An 18,099-nucleotide genomic window follows, 5' to 3' on the forward strand; every position below is an offset into this window, starting at 1 on the left:
CCTGTGGCGAGGGGGCTTGTCGGAACGCCGCATCGCCCCGTTGGGTCGCGAAGCGGCCCTACAATTTTCAGCTTCACCGAGTTGCCTGGATTGACGACTGCTCCGCAGTCGAACGGGGGCAAGCCCCCTCGCCACAAGACACCACAGACTTCATGCAAAACCCGCCAATGACGGTTATTCTTGCCCCCGACTGCTTACGCTTGGAAAGGGGAAACGCTCGCATGGACAAAGTCATCGTCATCACCGGCGGCAGCCGCGGCATCGGTGCCGCCACAGCCTTGTTGGCCGCCGAACAGGGCTATCGGATCTGCATCAACTATCAGTCCGATGAAGAAGCGGCGCATCGCGTGCTGGAACAAGTCCGCGCCCTCGGCGCCCAAGCCATCACGGTACGCGCCGACGTCAGCATCGAAGATGAAGTGATCGCGCTGTTTCACCGGGTGGACACCGAACTGGGCCGGGTCACGGCACTGGTGAACAACGCCGGCACCGTCGGGCACAAGTCCCGGGTGGACGAAATGTCCGAATTCCGCATTCTCAAAGTCCTCAAAACCAACGTCCTGGCGCCAATCCTCTGCGCCAAGCACGCGATCCTGCGCATGTCGCCCAAGCACGGCGGGCAGGGCGGCAGCATCGTCAACGTGTCCTCGGTGGCCTCACGCCTGGGATCTCCCAACGAATACGTGGATTACGCAGCCTCCAAAGGTGCGCTGGACAGCTTCACCATCGGCCTGTCCAAGGAAGTGGCCGGTGAAGGCATTCGCGTCAACGCCGTGCGGCCGGGATTTATCTACACCGATTTCCATGCGCTGAGCGGTGATCCGGATCGGGTCACCAAACTGGAATCGGCGATTCCGATGGCGCGCGGTGGCCGGCCGGATGAAGTGGCGGAGGCGATTGTGTGGTTGTTGTCGGATAAGGCATCTTATGCGACCGGGACGTTTGTTGATTTGGGTGGTGGTCGCTGACCACCAGAGTTTTTTCGTGGCCAGTGCCAATGCTGTAATCAGCGGAGCACCACTCTTCTGCGCTACAGCTTGGTCAAGTGGTTGGCACGATGAACGAGGTTGATGACCTCCGTTAATTTTTTGTCGAGGTCCAATACATTAAAGTTTACTGGTTGCTGGGTTACAGCATGAGCAACTTTTACTTTGTCGACGGTTTCATGAACTTTTTGATCTTTTTTCTGAAACGGCAAAACATGATCGAATTGACCTGTTTTATTTTGCTTTAGGAAGCTTTCGTAAATACTTCCCAGCGCATTTTCCATCGTGGTTTGCGGGATGTAGTTCTCTATTTCACGTCCTGCCGTAATCCAGCAAACGCCCTGATGCTTTTTAATCTCTTTTTCTATACGGGTCTTTGTTTTGTTTATGGTTGACTGTTCTTCCTGTCTGTCACTGTCAATAACGAACGCCAGGTGCTGATTAAGTTTATGTACGGCAATTAGTGCGTTGATATCTTCACTGATGTCATCATCTCTGTCGGCAGACAGGTGGCTAAGTAAGCGGCCACCGTAAAACATGATTGAGTAATGAACGCCTTCTACCAGGTCTGCATCTTTGTTGTGTAGCCAATGGTTTAAATAGATTCGGTCCGAAGGGCCTTCGACCCAGATGATACAGTTGGTTTGAAGCAGATCGGAAGCTTTGTAGCCAAGATCCTGCAGCACCCCAAACCTTGTTGTCTCACAGTTAACATTGGCTATCGTAGTCGCGCCATCCACGTTTTTTACGTGGAAAATGGCGGCATTCTGCGTGTCGATGATGGAAGCTGAATGGGTAGCAATAAAGTACTGGTTAGTCGTTTCAAGTTGTAGGTAATTAATCAGCCTTCGCTGCAGAGAGGGATGTAGGTGAGTTTCCGGTTCCTCAATACATATAATTTCATTTTCAACTAATGTGCAAAAAGACGCCAACATTACAACTTCGTGGATTCCTGTGCCCAACGACTCTAAAGGAAATGCTCTGTCGTCGATGTGGACAAGGATTTCTTGCCTGTCGTGAGGGATCTCAATGGCAGCATCTGGTTTGCCTAGAACGGCTTTCAGGAAATTATTTATTTTGTTGAACCGTCGGTGCCGATTTTTTCCATGGTCAGTTGGATTTTGTAGTTCAGCAAGTTTCTCTATCAGTCCCTTTCCTGAACAGTCAGTAAACTGTTCGCCGTTGCGGGATACTTGGCGTATCGAAGGAATCAACTGAGCGGCGGGTAGGGTTATCTGTATCCTTCTAAAAATAAAGTCTAGACACATTTCCAGTCTGTTTTCGAGTCGAGGACTTTCTCCGGAACCAACTATTTTTGACAAGCGAGTGACTATTTTTTCAAAGTCCGGAAAGGTGTCAACTTCTTCCATTCTAAGTTTTCTACAGAATTGAGTATACTTGTGGTAGGGCTTTACAACTGACTCTACCCAGATGAGGTCGTTTTCATCTTCCAGTTTTTCAATTAGTAGCTGAATTAATGAGGTTGTCGGCGCGTCACTATTGATTCGGGGTATATCCAGGCACGCCTTTAGCATGCCATCTTTTTTTATGCCGATATTTGCTTTGAAGTCTGCTATGGAAGAGTCAATATTTAATTCTTTTTTTTCGGTTTTTAGCTTTAGGCCTGCATAGTCTAAACTGTTGCAGTTTTTAAGATCCTCTGCATATCGTGCGATGAATTCAATTATTGTGGACTTCCCAGAGTTATTGGCACCAATGAAGAAGTTGAATTGCTTGAAGGGGGCGATGGTCTGAATTTCTTGCCCGATGCCTTTGAAGCTTGCCAGTTGTAAACCCTTAAGGTGAATAGCGTCCTTCATGCGATGGTCCATGCTTCCTGGGATTTAGCGATTCGAGAAGATTGGGTGATGGCGCTATGATAGCCAGCTTGGTACATGTACGGCCAGCTTTCAGCATTGGGTTCTAGCCTCAAAACGACCGCACAATCCGCCCCAACGTCTCCATCGCCTTCTCCGCAGCCTCACTCCAAGGGCTCCCATAATTCAACCGAATACAATTCCTGAACCGCTGTGTCGGCGAAAAAATCGGCCCCGGCGCAATGCTGATCCCTTGCGCCAACGCCATCTGAAACAACTTCAACGAATCCATCTGTGCCGGTAATTCCAGCCACAAAAAGTACCCGCCCGCTGGCTGACTGACCCGAGTCTGCGCCGGAAAGTAGCGTGCAATCGCAGCCAGCATCGCGCTCTGTTGTTCCTCCAATGCATAACGCAATTTGCGCAGATGCCGGTCATAGCCGCCATGTTGCAGATAATCAGCAATAGCCGCCTGAGCCGGCATCGAAGCGCACAGCGATGTCATCAGTTTCAGCCGTTCAATCTTCTGCGCATACCGTCCGGCAGCCACCCAGCCAATGCGATAACCGGGGGCCAGACTCTTGGCGAAGGAGCCGCAATGCATGACCAGTCCTTCCGTATCGAAGGCCTTGGCCGGTTTCGGCGCCTGCTGCCCGTAATAGAGTTCCGCGTAGACGTCGTCCTCAATCAATGGCACTTGATGAACGCGCAGCAATTCCACCAGTTCACGTTTTTTCGCTTCGGGCATGGTCGCGCCCATGGGGTTCTGGAAGCTGGTCATGCACCAGCAGGCCTTGATCGGGTGGCGTTCCAGGGTTTGCGCGAGTACGCCGAGGTCGATGCCGTCCCGTGGATGCACTGGGATTTCCACCGCTTTGAGTTTCAGCCGCTCCAGTATTTGCAGGCAGGCGTAGAACGCCGGGGCTTCGATGGCCACCAGGTCGCCGGGTTCGGTGACGGCTTGCAGGCACAGGTTCAGCGCTTCCAGCGCGCCGTTGGTGATCAGCAGTTCTTCCATGGGCAGCATCAGGCCGCCGACCATGTAGCGCAGGGCGATTTGTCGGCGCAGCTGCGGGTTGCCCGGCGACATGTCGGTGACGACCATGCGCGGGTCCATCTCCCGGGCTGCACTGGCCAGGGAGCGCGACAGCCGCTGCAGTGGGAACAGGGTCGGGCTGGGGAACGCCGAGCCGAAGGGCACGGTGTTGGGGTCCTTGATTGAGTCGAGGACCGAGAACACCAGTTCGCTGACGTCGACTTCGGTCGATTCGTTGACCTGGCTGCTGATCACCGGCTCTGAAAACGGACTCGGCGCATGGGCGTTGACGAAGTAGCCGGAGCGCGGACGCGCGCGGATCAGTCCACGGCGTTCGAGCAGGTAATAGGCCTGGAACACCGTGGACGGGCTGACGCCGTAGGTCTGGCTGGCGTAGCGCACCGACGGGACGCGCTGGCCGGGGCCAAGGACGCCGGAGCGGATCAGTTCAGCGATGTCGTCGGCGAATTTTTCGTAGCGTTTCATCGAGTGCCTGGATTGGTTTCGTTCAGAAAAATCGAGGTGACTTCTTCGCGAGCAGGCTCGCTCCCACAGGTATCGCATTATTCTTGTGGGAGCGAGCCTGCTCGCGCATGGCAGCACCGCAGTCTAAGGGATCAACGGTTCATCGGTGCAACAAACCGGCTCTTGGCCACGCTGTAAATGTCTGGCTCATCGCTGTCGATAATCTTGAAACTGATGCTCTGCGAGCTGCTGCTCGGCCGTTCAGTCGTCATGGCCACCGACACGGGCACGTCGACAATCTCACCCGGCGCCAAGCTCAGCTCGGTCTTGCCCTGCAACTGGAAGCCGTCGCCATCGACCAGGGTCAATCGGTAGTCCTGGCGTTGCTGGGTCTTGTTGATGACCTTGAGGCTATAGATGTTTTCGATCTGCCCCTGACTGTTCTCGCGGAACAGGCCACGGTCCTTGCTGACGTCCAGCGAGACCATCGGCCGCTCCACCAACGCCAGGGCGAGGGCGCCGATCATCACCAGCAACACGGCGGTGTAACCGATCAGCCGTGGTCGCAGCAAATGCGTCTTGCCACCCTGCAACTCATGCTCCGAGGTGTAGCTGATCAGCCCACGGGCATAGCCCATTTTGTCCATGATCGAATCGCAGGCGTCGATACACGCGGCGCAACCGATGCACTCCATTTGCAAGCCATCACGGATGTCGATGCCGGTCGGGCAGACCTGCACGCAGAGTTGGCAGTCGATGCAGTCACCTAGGCCAACTTCCGCCGGCGCCACGTCACGTTTGCGCGGGCCGCGGTTTTCGCCACGGGCCACGTCGTAGGAAATGGTCAGGGTGTCCTTGTCGAACATCACGCTCTGGAACCGCGCATACGGGCACATGTGCATGCACACCGCTTCGCGCAACCAGCCAGCGTTGATGTAAGTGGCGCCGGTGAAGAACAACACCCAGAACAGGCTGACGCCGCCCATCTGCAAGGTCAGCAGCTCTTCGGCCAGAGGCCGGATTGGGGTGAAGTAGCCGACAAAGGTCAGGCCAGTCAACAGGCTGATCGCCAGCCACAAGGTGTGCTTGGCCGAGCGCCGCATCAGTTTGTTCAGGCCCCACGGCGCAGCTTGCAACTTGATCCGCTGGTTGCGTTCGCCCTCGGTGATCTTCTCGCACCACATGAAGATCCAGGTCCAGGAGCTCTGTGGGCAGGTGTAGCCGCACCAGACCCGACCGGCGAATACGGTGATCGCAAACAAACCGAACGCGGCAATGATCAGCAGCGCCGAGAGCAGGATGAAGTCCTGCGGCCAGAAGGTCGCGCCGAAGATGTGGAATTTGCTTTCGGAAAGGTCCCAGAGCACCGCCTGACGGCCACCCCAGTTCAACCACACGGTGCCGAAAAACAGCAGAAACAGAATCCCCGCGCCGCTCATGCGCAGGGTGCGGAACAGGCCGGTGAAACTGCGGGTGTGGATCAGGTTGTCGCTGGACTTGGCCTTCATCTTTGGGCGTGAAGGCTCGAATGTTTCAACGGTTCGAACGGGGATTCTATCGCTCATGGTCTTTCGCTCATCAGCCTCCATCAGGCACGAGCACTATGAGCGGCGATCTGTTTGCATAACAGACTCAGCTATTGCAATAAAAAGCGGATCAGATGGACTTTTAGCCACAGCCTGCGACAAGTTGAAGCACCCGGCGCAGCGGGACGTCGGTGCCTATATCAGGCGTCGGCGGGGGTTGTTGATCCGGGTCAGTCAAATCACCGAATCACTGTCGGTTGCCTTCAAATGCCGGCGACCGTCCACGGCACCTGCTACGGTCAATGCATCGGCTTCTGCTTCGGTGATGTAGATGCGCTGGCCGTTAAGGTCCACTGCCGACATGGATTTTTCCCCGTCGGTGACGATGGTGACGTCGGGGCACAGGCGGATTTCCTCGCCGTTCTCGGTCGTGAAGAAGCAGGTCTGGTTTTCGATGCGCACAGTCATGTCAGGGTCCTTTTTTCTGCGGGTTCTAAAGTGTTAGGACGCAGGCGTCGGCCATCGTTCTGTGCAACCGATTAATGGTCGGTGCGGTCCATCCTTTATCGAGCGGTTTTCTCTCCCATCATCACAAGGACTGCACCATGAACGCTTGGTGGCATGAGGTTTGGGTGACCTTGCAAGCGGAGTTCGCCGACATTGGCGACGCGTCGCAATTGACGCGCATTACGGTGCGTCTGTTGATGGCTGCGTTATTGGGCGGGATTCTGGGTTTTGAGCGCGAACAAAAGGGCAAGGCCGCCGGGGTGCGCACCCACATGCTGGTAGCCCTCGGTGCGGCGCTGTTTGTACTGGTGCCGCAAATGTCCGGCGCCCAGGCCGATGCGATGAGCCGGGTAGTGCAGGGCGTGATTGCCGGGATCGGTTTTCTTGGTGCCGGGACCATCCTGAAAAACCAGGAAGGCGATGAAGGCCATGTGAAAGGCCTGACCACCGCCGCCGGGTTGTGGATGACTGCAGCCATTGGGGTTTCAGCCGGGTTGGGACGTGAGGCGACGGCGGTGTTCAGTACGCTGCTTGCGCTGGTGATTTTGGGTGTGATGCCAATGATCGTGAAGATGCTGGACAAGGACAAAGATCCGTTGTAGGAGCGAGCTTGCTCGCGAAAGTCGTCAACGATAACGCTGCGAGCCCGATACACCGAGGCGCTCTTGGGTTTATCGCGAGCAAGCTCGCTCCTACAGTGGGGAACTCAGGGGCTGACGATCACCGGCGGCGGGGGCCCCGGCGGATCCTCACGCGGCGGCGGGGTGGTGCCGGGCGGTTCCTGCTCGGGCACCGGCTCCGGTTCGGTTGGCGGAATCGTCGGGTTGTCGATGTTCGGATCGGGCGTTTCGGCAGGAATTGGAATACTCATCGTTCAAGCCTCCGGTGGCAGATGGCGTAAGTCGTGCTTAAGTTGGTTGACCACCGCGCAAGGGATTTGATTCCACCGGCAACCCAGGCAAATGCCCGTGAACTTTTACCGGCACTCGCCGCTCGGAACCTAAGTGAGTTCATTCCGGGGCAGACAGTCCTACGGGATGAATATCAAGCACAAGAGCGTCCATGGGGCGTAAAGGAGAGATGCTCGATGACTGCTGAAAAACCCACAGAGCTGAACTACAACCCTCATATGCCGCTGTCGCAGGCTTTATTGCTACCGCGAATCGCAATCGAAAACACCATGCCGACCCTTGATGGCGGGCAGTTCGCTGTCAAGGCCGTGGTGGGTCAGGACGTGGTGGTGACCAGCAAAGTGTTTGCCGACGGTCACGACAAACTCGCCGTGCGCATTCGCTGGCGTGCCGAGGGTGACGAGACCTGGCAGACCGAGGTCATGACCGATCTGGGCAATAACGGCTGGCAGGGACAGTTCCGTGTAGAGCGTCAGGGCCGCTACGTGTTCTGCATCGAAGCCTGGATCGATCAGTTCGCCAGCTTCTGTTATGAGCTGGAGAAGAAGCATGCGGCCAGGGTGCCGGTCAGTCTTGAGTTGCAAGAAGGGCGCAACCAGGTCCAACAGGCGGCCGAGCGCACGGACGGACAGCTGAGCGAAGCACTGGCGGCGCTGCACCATGAGTTGACCGGGTTGCTCGAAACCGAGCAGGTCGCGCTGTTCTTGCACCCGCGTAGCGCCGACCTGATGGCCCAGGCCGATCATCGCGCCTACCTGAGCCTGAGTCCTGAATATCCGCTGGACGTCGAACGGGAATTGGCCCAGTTCGCCAGTTGGTATGAGTTGTTTCCACGCTCGATCACCGACGACCCGGCCCGCCACGGCACCTTCAACGATGTGCACTCGCGGCTGCCGATGATCCAGGACATGGGCTTCGACGTGCTGTACTTCCCGCCGATCCACCCGATCGGCCGCAGTTATCGCAAAGGACCGAACAACTCATTGACGGCTGGCCCCGACGATCCGGGCAGCCCCTATGCCATCGGCAGTGAAGAGGGCGGGCACGAAGCGATTCATTCAGAACTGGGCACCCGCGAAGACTTCCGCCGCCTGGTTGCAGCGGCAGCGGACCATGGGCTGGAAATCGCCCTCGACTTTGCCATTCAATGTTCCCAGGATCACCCGTGGCTCCAACAGCATCCAGGCTGGTTCAACTGGCGGCCGGACGGCACGATCAAATACGCCGAAAACCCGCCGAAGAAATACCAGGACATCGTCAACGTCGACTTCTATGCCACCGACGCGATTCCCAGTCTCTGGGTCGAATTGCGCGACATTGTGGTGGGTTGGGTCGAGGAGGGCGTGAAGATCTTTCGTGTCGACAACCCTCACACCAAACCGCTGCCGTTCTGGCAATGGCTGATCGCTGATGTGCGGGCGCTGTACCCGGAAGTGATCTTCCTCGCCGAAGCCTTTACCACCCCGGCGATGATGGCGCGGCTGGGCAAGGTCGGTTATTCCCAGAGCTACACCTACTTCACCTGGCGCAACACCAAGACCGAACTGGCGACCTATTTCACCGAACTCAATGAGTCGCCGTGGCGCGAATGCTACCGGCCGAACTTCTTCGTGAACACGCCGGACATCAACCCGGCGTTTCTCCATGAATCCGGACGCGCCGGTTTTCTGATCCGCGCGGCGCTGGCGACCATGGGCTCCGGCCTGTGGGGCATGTATTCGGGGTTCGAGCTCTGTGAAGCGGCACCGGTGCCGGGAAAAGAGGAATACCTCAACTCCGAGAAGTACGAAATCCGTCCAAGGGACTTCACTGCGCCGGGCAACATCATTGCCGAGATTGCGCAGCTCAATCGCATTCGCCGGCAGAACCCGGCGCTGCACACGCATCTGGGCCTGAAGGTCTACAACGCCTGGAACGACAACATTCTGTATTTCGGCAAACGCAGCGCGGACGGCAGCAATTTCATTCTGGTGGCCGTCAGCCTCGATCCGCATAACGTGCAGGAAGCGAATTTTGAATTGCCGCTATGGGAGATGGGTCTGTCCGACGATGCCAGCAGCCAGGGTGAAGACTTGATGAGCGGTCATCGCTGGACCTGGCACGGCAAGTACCAGTTCATGCGGATCGACCCGGCGCATCAGCCATTCGGGATCTGGCGGATCACAACCTCTTGAACACACCGTGCATCCTGTGACGACACATTTTTTGCGGGCAGGTGAATAGCCCTGTAGGAGCTGCCGAAGGCTGCGATCTTTTGACTTTGCTTTTCAAAATTCAAGATCAAAAGATCGCAGCCTTCGGCAGCTCCTACGGAGGTTTCGCGGGTTTGAGGGTTCTATCAAATTCAACAGGAGTTTCAAATGGCGAAGAAACCCAAGGCAGCCACCTTCATCAAGGACCCGCTCTGGTACAAGGATGCGGTGATCTACCAGGTTCACGTTAAGTCTTTTTTCGACTCCAACAATGACGGGATCGGCGACTTTCCCGGTCTTATCGCCAAACTCGATTACATCGCCGATCTGGGCGTCAACACCATCTGGCTACTGCCGTTCTACCCCTCGCCACGGCGCGACGATGGCTATGACATCGCCGAATACCGTGGCGTGCATGCCGACTACGGCACCATGGCCGATGCCAAGCGCTTTATCTCCGAGGCCCACAAACGTGGCTTGCGGGTGATTACCGAACTGGTCATCAACCACACCTCGGACCAGCACGCCTGGTTCCAGCGTGCGCGCAAGGCCAAGCCCGGTTCGGCGGCGCGGGACTTCTACGTCTGGTCCGATGACGATCAAAAATACGACGGCACCCGCATCATCTTCCTCGACACCGAAAAGTCCAACTGGACCTGGGACCCGGTAGCCGGCCAATACTTCTGGCACCGTTTCTACTCCCACCAGCCGGACCTCAATTTCGATAACCCGCAAGTCATGAAAGCCGTGTTGTCGGTGATGCGCTACTGGCTGGACATGGGCATCGACGGTTTGCGGTTGGACGCGATTCCGTACCTGATCGAGCGCGACGGCACCAATAACGAAAACCTGCCCGAGACCCACGATGTCCTCAAGCAGATCCGTGCCGAAATCGACGCTAACTACCCCGACCGCATGTTGCTGGCCGAGGCCAATCAATGGCCGGAAGACACGCAGTTGTATTTCGGTGACACCGACAAAAAGGGCCTGAACGGCGACGAGTGCCACATGGCATTCCACTTCCCGTTGATGCCGCGCATGTACATGGCGCTGGCCCAGGAAGACCGCTTCCCGATCACCGACATTCTGCGCCAGACCCCGGAGATCCCGGCCAACTGCCAGTGGGCGATTTTCCTGCGCAACCACGATGAGTTGACCCTGGAAATGGTCACCGACAGGGAGCGCGATTACCTGTGGAATTACTACGCGGCCGACCGTCGGGCGCGAATCAACCTGGGGATTCGTCGGCGCCTTGCGCCATTGATGGAACGCGATCGCCGCCGTGTGGAACTGCTCAACAGCCTGCTGCTGTCGATGCCCGGGACTCCGACGCTGTATTACGGCGATGAAATCGGCATGGGCGACAACATCTACCTCGGGGACCGCGACGGCGTGCGCACGCCGATGCAATGGTCCATCGACCGTAACGGCGGGTTTTCCCGCGCCGATCCGGCCAGCCTGGTGCTGCCGCCGATCATGGACCCGCAATACGGTTACCTGTCGGTCAACGTCGAAACCCAGGCTGGCGACCCGCATTCGCTGCTGAATTGGACCCGACGCATGCTCGCCGTGCGCAAACAGTCCAAGGCTTTTGGACGCGGCACGCTGAAAATGCTGTCGCCGAGCAATCGGCGGATTCTGGCCTACACCCGTGAATTCACCGGGGCCGACGGTAAACACGAAATCATCCTGTGCGTAGCCAACGTCTCTCGCAGTGCGCAAGCGGCGGAACTGGACCTGTCGGCCTACGTCGGCATGGTGCCGGTGGAGATGCTCGGCGGTAACGCCTTCCCGCCCATCGGCCAGTTGAATTTTCTCCTGACACTGGCGCCTTATGGCTTCTATTGGTTCGTCCTGGCGGCGGAAAACCAGATGCCGAGCTGGCACGTCGAACCGGCGCAAAGCCTGCCGGACTTCACCACGCTGGTGCTGAAAAAACGCATGGAAGAACTGCTCGAAGCGCCGTCGCGCGGCACGCTGGAGCAGGGCATCCTGCCGAGCTGGTTGCAGAACCGCCGCTGGTTTGCCGGCAAGGATGCAGCCATCGAGCAGGTCAACATCGCCTACGGCGTGCGCTTCGGCGATCCGCTGCACCCGGTGCTGTTGAGTGAAATCGATGTCACCAGTGGCGGGCAGACCCACCGCTACCAGTTGCCGTTCGGCTTTATTTCCGAAGATCAGGTCGGGGCGGCATTGCCGCAACAATTGGCGTTGGCCCGTGTGCGGCGCGTGCGCCAGGTCGGTTTGATCACGGATGCGTTCAGTCTCGAAACCTTCGTGCATGCGGTGTTGCAAGGTATGCAAAGCCATTCCGCATTGCCGTCCAGCGCAGGCGAGATTCGTTTCGAGCCGACGGCGGAACTGGCGAAGCTCGGCCTGACCGGGGAATCGGAAGTTCGTTATCTGTCTGCCGAGCAATCCAACAGTTCGGTGGTGATCGGCAACAGCCTGGTGTTGAAACTGATCCGCAAAGTTGCGACTGGCGTGCACCCGGAACTTGAGATGAGCGCGTACCTGACCAACGCCGGTTTCGGCAATATTTCGCCGTTACTGGGCTCGGTGGTTCGCCACGATACGGCGGGTGAGGACACGCTGTTGATGATCGCCCAGGGTTACTTGAGCAATCAGGGCGACGCCTGGGAATGGACTCAAAACAACCTCGAACGGGCATTGCGTGATGAACTGGCCGACGCCATGTCCGAGCAGGAGCAGCACTACAACGCCCTCGCTGAGTTGAGAGACTTCGCCGGCATGCTCGGCCAGCGTCTGGGCGAAATGCACCAGGTGCTGGCAGCGCCGAGCGACAACCCGGATTTCGCGCCTCAAGTCACCGCGCAAAAAGATGCCTTGGCCTCGGCCAAGGATGTGGCGGCACAACTGGAACACGCACTGAAGTTGCTCAAGCAGCATCAAAACGAACTGAACCCGGCAGACAAAGTCCTGGTCACTCGTTTACTGGACAACAAAAAAGCCATCCTCAGCCATGTTCAGGAGTTGGGTAAAAAGGCTGCCGGCGGCTTGCGTATTCGTGTCCACGGCGACTTGCATCTGGGGCAGGTGCTGGTGATCAAGGGCGATGCCTACTTGATCGATTTCGAAGGCGAACCGGCGCGGCCGTTACACGAGCGTCGGGGCAAACACAGCCCGTACAAAGATGTCAGCGGCGTGTTGCGTTCCTTCGACTACGCGGCCGCCATGGCGATTAACGTTCAGAACGTCGACAACACCGCCGAAGCCCGGGCCGCTCGTCAGCGCGTCGCCGATCGCTATTTAAGTGAAGCGAGACAAGCATTTGTCGACGCTTATCGGCTGGCGGCAGCTAGTCTTGCTCATGCGTGGCAAGATCCGGAAGGCGAGGACGCCGCGCTGGCGTTGTTCGGTCTGGAGAAGGCGGCCTATGAGGTGGCGTATGAGGCTGAAAATCGCCCCACATGGCTGCCCGTGCCGTTGCACGGTTTGTATGGGCTATTGAGTGGGCTTAAACCCTTTTCCGATCTTGGTGGAGAGTAGTCATGAGTTTCTCGAACAAGGAACAGGGTCACGCTAAAGAGGCGCTGCTGCCCAGATCGCGGGACATCGACGCGCTGGTACGCGCCGAACATCACGACCCTTTTGCAATTCTCGGCCCCCACGGCGATGGCGCCGACGGGCAATTCATTCGGGCCTATCTGCCGGACGCCTTGAGCGTGCAGGTGGTGGCCAAGGACTCCGGGGAGGAACTCGGTAACCTCGAGGCCACCCAAACGCCTGGGTTGTTTGTCGGGCACTTCGAGCGGGCGCAGCCGTATCTGTTGCGAACCCGATGGGCTGGCGGCGAACAACTGTCCGAAGACCCGTACAGCTTTGGCCCGTTGCTCGGTGAGATGGACTTATACCTGTTCGCCGAAGGCAATCACCGCGATCTCAGCGCCTGCCTCGGCGCACAGCTGAAGACAGTCGACGGTGTCGACGGCGTGCGTTTCGCCGTGTGGGCACCGAACGCCAAACGGGTGTCGGTGGTCGGTGACTTCAACAATTGGGACGGTCGTCGACATCCGATGCGTCTGCGTCATCCCACCGGGGTCTGGGAGGTTTTCATCCCACGCATGCAAGCGGGGGAGGCCTACAAATACGAAATCCTCGGTGCCCACGGCATTCTTCCACTCAAGGCCGACCCGATGGCGCTGGCCACCTCGCTGCCGCCGGACACGGCCTCGAAAGTTGCGTCACCGCTAAAGATCGACTGGCAGGATCAGGACTGGATGCAATCCCGTGTCGAGCGCCATCGGCCGAGCGCGCCGCTATCGATCTACGAACTGCACGCCGGCTCTTGGCAGTGCGAGCTGGATGATCTGGGCGAAGTGGCCCGCCAGTACACCTGGCACGAGTTGGCCGAGCGATTGATCCCGTACGTGAAGGATCTGGGGTTCACCCACATCGAACTGATGCCAATCATGGAGCATCCGTTCGGCGGCTCCTGGGGCTATCAACTGCTCTCGCAATTCGCCCCGAGCGCTCGTTACGGGTCGCCGGATGACTTCGCCGCTTTCGTCAACGCCTGCCACCAGGCCGACATCGGCGTGATCCTCGATTGGGTGCCGGCGCATTTCCCCACCGATACCCACGGCCTGGCACAGTTCGACGGCACCGCGCTGTACGAGTACGGCAACCCGATGGAAGGTTTCCACCAGGATTGGGACACGCTGATCTACAACCTCGGCCGCACCGAAGTACACGGCTACATGCTGGCTTCGGCGTTGCACTGGCTCAAGCATTTTCACGTCGATGGCCTGCGGGTCGATGCGGTGGCTTCAATGCTGTATCGCGATTACTCGCGCAAGGCCGGCGAGTGGGTGCCGAACCGTCATGGCGGTCGGGAAAACCTTGAAGCCATCGACTTCCTGCGCCATCTCAACGATGTCGTCGCACTGGAAGCGCCGGGTGCGCTGGTCATCGCCGAGGAATCCACGGCATGGCCCGGTGTCAGCCAAACCACCCAGCAGGGCGGCCTGGGTTTCAACTACAAGTGGAACATGGGCTGGATGCACGATTCGCTGCATTACATCCAGCAGGATCCGGTCTACCGCGCCCATCATCACAACGAGCTGAGTTTCGGCCTGGTGTACGCCTGGTCCGAGCGCTTTATCCTGCCGATCTCCCACGACGAAGTGGTCCACGGCAAGCACTCGCTCATCGACAAAATGCCCGGCGACCGCTGGCAGAAATTTGCCAACCTGCGCGCCTACTTGAGCTTCATGTGGGCGCACCCGGGCAAGAAATTGTTGTTCATGGGGTGCGAGTTTGGCCAGTGGCGCGAGTGGAATCACGATCAGCAGCTGGATTGGTACTTGCTGCAGTACTCGGAACACAAAGGTGTGCAGAAACTGGTCGGCGACCTGAATCGGCTGTACCGCGAAGAACCGGCGCTACATGACCAGGACGACACGCCGCAGGGGTTCCAGTGGTTGATTGGGGATGATGCGATCAACAGCGTTTATGCATTCCTGCGCTGGAGCAAGGACGGCCGGCCGGTGTTGGTGGTGGCTAACTTTACCCCGGTGCCGCGTGAGAGTTATCGGATTGGCGTGCCGTTTGCGGGGCGTTGGACTGAGGTGATTAACAGTGATGCTGCGACTTATGCGGGTTCCAATTATGGGAACAGTGGTGGGGCGTTTACCGAGGAAGAGGCGAGTCATGGGCAGGCATTGTCGTTGGTGCTGAATTTGCCGCCGTTGGCGGTGTTGATGTTGCGGCCGGAGGGGTGATCCTGGATCGTTGATTGCGGGCTGGCCCTTTTCTACAGATGGTGATCTTTAGGAAAGGGGGGCTCGCGTTTGATGGCTTCGAGATTATCGATGAAGTGTTGTTGCTCCGGGATATCCGTTCTCTCTCCAATTTGAAATTATCTTAAAGGCTTCGCCGGCCATTTTTTCAACTTCAGGCACTTTCTCCAGTTTTAGTTTGTCTGGATGAATAAGCAGTGCAAGGTCCTTGAATCTTCTGCTTCTACTTTTTTCGTCTTCGTCAGGAAAAATAGCGCTGATATTGCTTTTGTTATTAATGATATCGACAGCCTTATTATATCCTTCGATAATTTTTTCATCCGTTTGCGATGGCAACGTTATTGGAGTTATAAGCGTACTCTCCATCGGTCTCTGGCTGCCGCGCGAATGGAACGCACCAGGCTGATGATTTGATTCGAATTGCTGCGGTCGTGACTGGGTTCGATGAGAGCCACTCGGCCTACCACTCCTCGAAAAATGGGGTGCGCCCCTGCCAGTTCCTTTAAATAAATCGAAAACAGGTGCCTTCCAGGGTACATAAGATCCGCTAGTTGTAGAATTAAAGCCTAATGCAGACTGGAAAAACTCGTCAGCCATTCTATATATATCCGTACCAAGCTGTTCTTTTTCATTTTTCAGCTCTGCGCGCAACAGAAGTATTCTTGTTGCAAATTTCCCATATTGTTCGGGCTTTGACACCGACTTCATCTTGTTTATTTTTTTAAGAATCTTCTGTATTTCTTTAGAGTCTTTAATGGCGCTTGTTATTGTGGTGGATTTTTCAAGCTCTTCTCTGAAGTTTTTTAAATCTTCATCATTGTACTTTTCGCCTTTCTCTCCCTGTACATCGAGTAAGGTAATTGGATTATTGCTGACCATACAATAATAATTGAGACCGTCAATTGGTCCCGCGGGGTCTGGATTGATCCAGCGCTGCAACCACGGTGCGTAATAGCGCAATCCATAATAATAAAGCCCGGTGGCATCGCGTTCCTTACCGGAATAACGCACGGTCTTGTATTTGGCCTCGGTGGCATCTCGACCCGCCCACCAAGCCGTGCCACCAAATGGGTAATACCATTCCTGGCTGATCAGGTCGGCGTTTTGGTCCAGTTCCAGCGTGCTGGATTTCAGATGATCACCAAGGCTGTAACGCACCTGATCCTGGGGGATGTCCTCCGGTTGTCTGACGGCCCAATGCAGCACTTGCACGCTATTGCTGCCGGCGCTGGCGATGATGACGTGGAGGGTTTCACCGGTGCCACTGTGGCTGCGGATTTCCAGGCCGGGCAGGTAGCGTACTTCACGGATGATCGTGCGGGCGTTGGTCTGGTTTGAGTGCACTTTGCGCACGCGCTGACCACCACCGTCATAGAGGTAGCACTCGCAATCGTCTTCCTCGTCCTCGCGCACAACGAGCCGTACTTCCCGCAGTTGGTTACGCAGGTCCCAGCCAAGTGACTGACCGACTTGCAGTTCACGCAAATTGCCATTGGCATCGAAGCCGTTGGCCAGTTCGTCATCGGTCGGTGGCCGGTTGTCGCGCTCGGGCAAACAGCGGTTGCTGTAGCGGGCACGGGTCAAGGTGCGGCCATGCGCTTGCGCGCCGACATGCACCAGATCCAGCAGGTTGCCGCCGGCGTCGTAGTAATAGGTCTGCGTGTAGTTGGCGATCTGGTTGGGGTCGGGGGGCAGGGGTTGCAAGTCGGGCAGGGTGGGGCCGCCGCGTCCGTTTTTGGCCTCGCATCCCGTGGCGTGGATCAACTGGTAGAGCGTGTCGTAGCGGTAGATCTTGGTCGTTGCGATGCGCTGGTTGTTGAAGTAGCGGATCGGTTGCGCGGCATCTTCGATGCTCAGCACATTGCCCACGGCGTCGTAGTGGTAGTTCAAGTCTTGTAGCGGCGTGCCATCGGCTTTGTATGCGCTCAGTCTCGTCAGCCGGCCGTTGGCCTCGTCGTAGTGATGGCGGGTGATGACCTTGTTGCCTGCCGTTTCAGACTCAATCTGGCCCGTGGCGTTGTAGTGGATAGCGCTGACCAGCACTTGTTCGAGCTGCCCGTCGCCAGCCAGCGTCAGGCGGGTGTCTTTCAGTTGCCCATCGACGGTGTAGGCGAAAGCCTGGATGTTGCCCAGTGCGTCGGTCTGCCGGAGCGGTTCGCCGGTGGATGCATAAGTATTCCGGGTAATCGCACCGTCGACGGATTCGAGCAGGTTATCCCGCTCGACGTCGTTGTTCGGCCAATTCGGTGGATTTGTTTCCCGCAGGAACTGTCGGGCCTGTTTCAGCAGCGCACCGCTGAGACCCAGGTCGAGGATACGCAGGGTGCCGGCCGGGTCGTCATGGCGAATCAGCTGACCGCACAGGTTATGAGCACCAGCGTCAGTGCCCGCATAAGTAAAACACTCCAGCGTATGCCCGGCGACGTCCCGACCGCTTTCGCGCACGACCACGGGGCGAAGCAGCGGATCGTATTCGGTCAGTGAGTGGCTGCCGCGTCCGTCCCAGCGTTCGACGATGTGCCCAGCGTGTCCCGGCAACGCCAGTCGCCACCCCGCATCCACACTGTCAGTCAGCACCGTAACACCAGACAGGCTAAAGCTCTGATTCAGGTTCTCCGGAACGCGCTCTTCGGTTTGGGTCAACACAAACAAATACGGATCACGTCTGCCCACCAACCGGTCAGCCGCATCGAACCGTTGCTCCATCACCCGTGTTTCAAGCGGATCGATAGTCTCCCGCCGATGAAACTGCACAGTGCGGACCACCAAGCCACGCGCATCCGACACCACCAGGGTCGGTGTGTCGGTATGTACGTATGTCGAAGCCTCTGTTGGCATCCCTGCGGATCCTGATCAAAGTGGACTGCTCACCACAATGCATGACCACCAGAATCCTG

General features: G+C 57.4%; 11 protein-coding genes. 5 read left to right on the plus strand and 6 right to left on the minus strand.

The annotated features are described in order from the left end of the window. Nucleotides 1-221 precede the first annotated feature (221 nt). Nucleotides 222-968, plus strand: coding sequence for an SDR family oxidoreductase (locus tag ACYZUD_RS06270; RefSeq protein WP_462023129.1), 747 nt, complete (start codon nt 222-224; stop codon nt 966-968). Between the two features lie 62 nt (nt 969-1,030). Here the strand turns inward: ACYZUD_RS06270 and ACYZUD_RS06275 are convergent, their stop codons facing one another. The 4 genes from ACYZUD_RS06275 to ACYZUD_RS06290 form a co-directional block, all read right to left on the minus strand. Continuing rightward, nucleotides 1,031-2,806, minus strand: a complete 1,776-nt coding sequence (locus tag ACYZUD_RS06275) for an AAA family ATPase (protein WP_462023130.1) — start codon at nt 2,804-2,806, stop codon at nt 1,031-1,033. Between the two features lie 109 nt (nt 2,807-2,915). After that, nucleotides 2,916-4,325 carry a GntR family transcriptional regulator MpaR gene (gene mapR / locus ACYZUD_RS06280; protein ID WP_462023131.1) on the minus strand — a complete coding sequence of 470 codons (1,410 nt, stop codon included), beginning with the start codon at nt 4,323-4,325 and terminating at the stop codon, nt 2,916-2,918. A 131-nt stretch (nt 4,326-4,456) separates the two neighbouring features. Next, on the minus strand, nt 4,457-5,869 hold the full coding sequence (ccoG, locus tag ACYZUD_RS06285) for a cytochrome c oxidase accessory protein CcoG (protein ID WP_462023132.1): 1,413 nt from the start codon (nt 5,867-5,869) through the stop codon (nt 4,457-4,459). 195 nt (nt 5,870-6,064) lie between these two features. Then, the gene (locus ACYZUD_RS06290) at nt 6,065-6,298 is read right to left on the minus strand and encodes a DUF3203 family protein (protein WP_462023133.1); all 234 of its coding nucleotides are present in this window, start codon (nt 6,296-6,298) and stop codon (nt 6,065-6,067) included. A gap of 137 nt (nt 6,299-6,435) precedes the next feature. On the opposite strand from ACYZUD_RS06290, the gene ACYZUD_RS06295 reads away from it, so the two are divergent. After that, nucleotides 6,436-6,939 carry an MgtC/SapB family protein gene (locus ACYZUD_RS06295; protein ID WP_462023134.1) on the plus strand — a complete coding sequence of 168 codons (504 nt, stop codon included), beginning with the start codon at nt 6,436-6,438 and terminating at the stop codon, nt 6,937-6,939. 104 nt (nt 6,940-7,043) lie between these two features. Here ACYZUD_RS06295 and ACYZUD_RS06300 read toward each other — a convergent pair whose 3' ends face one another. Beyond that, nucleotides 7,044-7,208, minus strand: coding sequence for a hypothetical protein (locus tag ACYZUD_RS06300; protein ID WP_462023135.1), 165 nt, complete (start codon nt 7,206-7,208; stop codon nt 7,044-7,046). A gap of 216 nt (nt 7,209-7,424) precedes the next feature. On the opposite strand from ACYZUD_RS06300, the gene ACYZUD_RS06305 reads away from it, so the two are divergent. The 3 genes from ACYZUD_RS06305 (at nt 7,425) to glgB (ending at nt 15,184) form a co-directional block, all read left to right on the plus strand. Further along, nucleotides 7,425-9,422, plus strand: coding sequence for an alpha-1,4-glucan--maltose-1-phosphate maltosyltransferase (locus tag ACYZUD_RS06305; RefSeq protein WP_462023136.1), 1,998 nt, complete (start codon nt 7,425-7,427; stop codon nt 9,420-9,422). A gap of 186 nt (nt 9,423-9,608) precedes the next feature. Beyond that, complete coding sequence (treS, locus tag ACYZUD_RS06310; RefSeq protein WP_462023137.1) at nt 9,609-12,950, plus strand: maltose alpha-D-glucosyltransferase; 3,342 nt, start codon at nt 9,609-9,611, stop codon at nt 12,948-12,950. A 2-nt stretch (nt 12,951-12,952) separates the two neighbouring features. Next, complete coding sequence (gene glgB, locus ACYZUD_RS06315; protein WP_462023138.1) at nt 12,953-15,184, plus strand: 1,4-alpha-glucan branching protein GlgB; 2,232 nt, start codon at nt 12,953-12,955, stop codon at nt 15,182-15,184. Between the two features lie 84 nt (nt 15,185-15,268). On the opposite strand, the gene ACYZUD_RS06320 is transcribed toward glgB, so the two are convergent. Next, complete coding sequence (locus ACYZUD_RS06320; protein WP_462023139.1) at nt 15,269-18,040, minus strand: RHS repeat domain-containing protein; 2,772 nt, start codon at nt 18,038-18,040, stop codon at nt 15,269-15,271. Nucleotides 18,041-18,099 lie beyond the last annotated feature (59 nt).

It is taken from the genome of Pseudomonas sp. XS1P51 (assembly GCF_054897845.1).

Excerpts from the sequence above, each read along its gene's own strand:
- ACYZUD_RS06300 (WP_462023135.1), bottom strand. The coding sequence starts at position 7,208 with ATGAGTATTCCAATTCCTGCCGAAACGCCCGATCCGAACATCGACAAC.
- ACYZUD_RS06275 (WP_462023130.1), bottom strand. The coding sequence starts at position 2,806 with ATGAAGGACGCTATTCACCTTAAGGGTTTACAACTGGCAAGCTTCAAA.
- mapR (WP_462023131.1), bottom strand. The coding sequence starts at position 4,325 with ATGAAACGCTACGAAAAATTCGCCGACGACATCGCTGAACTGATCCGC.
- ACYZUD_RS06320 (WP_462023139.1), bottom strand. The coding sequence starts at position 18,040 with ATGCCAACAGAGGCTTCGACATACGTACATACCGACACACCGACCCTG.
- ACYZUD_RS06305 (WP_462023136.1), top strand. The coding sequence starts at position 7,425 with ATGACTGCTGAAAAACCCACAGAGCTGAACTACAACCCTCATATGCCG.
- ACYZUD_RS06270 (WP_462023129.1), top strand. The coding sequence starts at position 222 with ATGGACAAAGTCATCGTCATCACCGGCGGCAGCCGCGGCATCGGTGCC.
- glgB (WP_462023138.1), top strand. The coding sequence starts at position 12,953 with ATGAGTTTCTCGAACAAGGAACAGGGTCACGCTAAAGAGGCGCTGCTG.
- ACYZUD_RS06295 (WP_462023134.1), top strand. The coding sequence starts at position 6,436 with ATGAACGCTTGGTGGCATGAGGTTTGGGTGACCTTGCAAGCGGAGTTC.
- ACYZUD_RS06290 (WP_462023133.1), bottom strand. The coding sequence starts at position 6,298 with ATGACTGTGCGCATCGAAAACCAGACCTGCTTCTTCACGACCGAGAAC.
- treS (WP_462023137.1), top strand. The coding sequence starts at position 9,609 with ATGGCGAAGAAACCCAAGGCAGCCACCTTCATCAAGGACCCGCTCTGG.
- ccoG (WP_462023132.1), bottom strand. The coding sequence starts at position 5,869 with ATGAGCGATAGAATCCCCGTTCGAACCGTTGAAACATTCGAGCCTTCA.